General features: G+C 49.8%; 3 protein-coding genes and 3 tRNA genes. All 6 read left to right on the plus strand.

Features of this window, described 5'->3' with window-relative positions:
- Positions 1–168: HisA/HisF-related TIM barrel protein (locus VB081_RS14950; protein ID WP_442872693.1), on the plus strand; the 168-nt coding region annotated here is incomplete at its 5' end.
- The gene (gene hisF / locus VB081_RS01675) at positions 168–929 is read left to right on the plus strand and encodes an imidazole glycerol phosphate synthase subunit HisF (protein WP_323399128.1); all 762 of its coding nucleotides are present in this window, start codon (positions 168–170) and stop codon (positions 927–929) included. The genes VB081_RS14950 and hisF, both read left to right, overlap by 1 nt.
- Before the next feature lie 2 nt (positions 930–931).
- Complete coding sequence (gene hisIE / locus VB081_RS01680) at positions 932–1,540, plus strand: bifunctional phosphoribosyl-AMP cyclohydrolase/phosphoribosyl-ATP diphosphatase HisIE (protein WP_323399129.1); 609 nt, start codon at positions 932–934, stop codon at positions 1,538–1,540.
- Between the two features lie 89 nt (positions 1,541–1,629).
- Positions 1,630–1,705, plus strand: a tRNA-Val gene (locus tag VB081_RS01685).
- A 10-nt stretch (positions 1,706–1,715) separates the two neighbouring features.
- A tRNA-Asp gene (locus VB081_RS01690) sits at positions 1,716–1,792 on the plus strand.
- Positions 1,793–1,814: 22 nt separating this feature from the next.
- Positions 1,815–1,889, plus strand: a tRNA-Gly gene (locus VB081_RS01695).
- Positions 1,890–1,919 lie beyond the last annotated feature (30 nt).

The following is a 1,919-nucleotide window of genomic DNA, read 5'->3' on the forward strand; positions in this document are numbered from 1 at the left end:
GAAACTATCGTCAAAAAGACATGGGTTAATCTGATCGCTTCCGGTGGCGTCAGCAGCCTCGAGGATTTACACAAGATCAAAGGAACAGGCGCGTGCGGATGTATCATCGGTAAGGCGCTTTATGACGGCGCATTTACGTTAGAAGAAGCATTGAAGGCGGCGAAATAATGCTGACAAGAAGGATCATACCGTGTCTTGACGTACACGAGGGGCGTGTCGTCAAGGGCGTGAATTTTGTCGATTTGAAGGACGCTGGTGATCCGGTAGAGATCGCAAAGGCATATAATGAGCAGGGCGCGGACGAGCTGGTGTTTCTTGACATCACAGCGTCGTCAGACGATCGCGGTATTATGGCGAATGTAGTCTCGCGGACGGCGGAGCAGGTCTTTATCCCGCTGACCGTTGGCGGCGGCATCCGCAGTGTGGACGACTTTCGGCGTATTTTGAAGTGCGGGGCGGACAAGATATCTATCAATTCCCCGGCGGTCAAAAACCCACAACTGATCACTGAGGCCGCCATGAAGTTCGGCAGCCAGTGCGTTGTCGTTGCGATTGATGCCAAGCGCAGGGATGACGGAAAATTCGAAGTATTCTTGAACGGCGGACGCTTGAACACCGGCATGGACGCTATTGAATGGGCAAGGAAGGCAACACAGCTCGGGGCGGGCGAAATACTGCTGACAAGCATGGATTCTGACGGCACAAAAAACGGGTATGATATCGAGCTGACAAAGGCAATCAGCAGCATCGTCAATGTCCCTGTCATCGCTTCGGGCGGTGCGGGCAAGCTCGAAGACTTTGCACAGGTGATTTTAGAAGCGGATGCAAGCGCAGTGCTTGCGGCGTCATTGTTCCACTATAAGGAACTGACGATCCGTGAAGTGAAGGAATATTTAAGGGGCAGAAATATCGCTGTAAGGAGTGAGTAACAATGGATATGGAAATCAAATTTGGACAAGACGGGCTTGTGCCTGCGATCGCGCAGGAGGCCGATACAGGCGTTGTACTGATGCAGGCATACATGAACAAGGAGGCGTTTGATAAGACGCTGGAAACGGGATACGCGCACTATTATTCGCGTTCACGCCAGCAGCTTTGGAAAAAAGGGGAGACCTCCGGCAATGTGCAAAAAATCGTGAGTGTCAGCCTTGACTGCGACGGTGATTGCGTGCTTCTTCAGGTGAAGCAAACTGGCGTGGCGTGCCACACGGGCAAGTATTCCTGTTTCTTCAATCAGGTGCAGGATAGCAAAGAAGCGGCCAATTCGTCTCTGTTGTACGAGCTATATGACCTGATCGCCGACAGGAAAATAAATCCAAAAGAAGGTTCGTATACAAATTACTTATTTGAAAAGGGGATCGACAAAATCCTGAAAAAAGTAGGCGAGGAGAGTGCAGAAGTTATTATTGCCTCTAAAAATCCGGGAACGGACGAGCTGCGTTATGAAGCGGCAGACCTCTTATACCACCTGCTTGTGCTGATGAATGAAAAAGGACTTACGCTTCCAGAATTATTTGCGGAATTGCAGAACAGAAGATAGTATTTTTTTCATAAAACAGGTTGACAGGACATACCTTTTATAATAAAATAATACATGCGCTGTTCAAAACATGTGCAGCATAAATGTGTGGGAGTATAGCTCAGCTGGGAGAGCATCTGCCTTACAAGCAGAGGGTCACAGGTTCGAGCCCTGTTACTCCCACCATTACATTTATGGCCTGGTAGTTCAGTTGGTTAGAACGCTAGCCTGTCACGCTAGAGGTCGAGAGTTCGAGTCTCTTCCAGGTCGCCAAGTTCTTTTTTTTATTACCCATGCGGGAGTGGCTCAGTGGTAGAGCGTCGCCTTGCCAAGGCGAATGTCGCGAGTTCGAATCTCGTCTTCCGCTCCATATGGCGCCATAGCCAAGTGGTAAGGCAGG

The sequence above is a fragment of the Christensenella sp. genome (assembly GCF_034927525.1).
Classification (GTDB): domain Bacteria; phylum Bacillota; class Clostridia; order Christensenellales; family Christensenellaceae; genus Christensenella.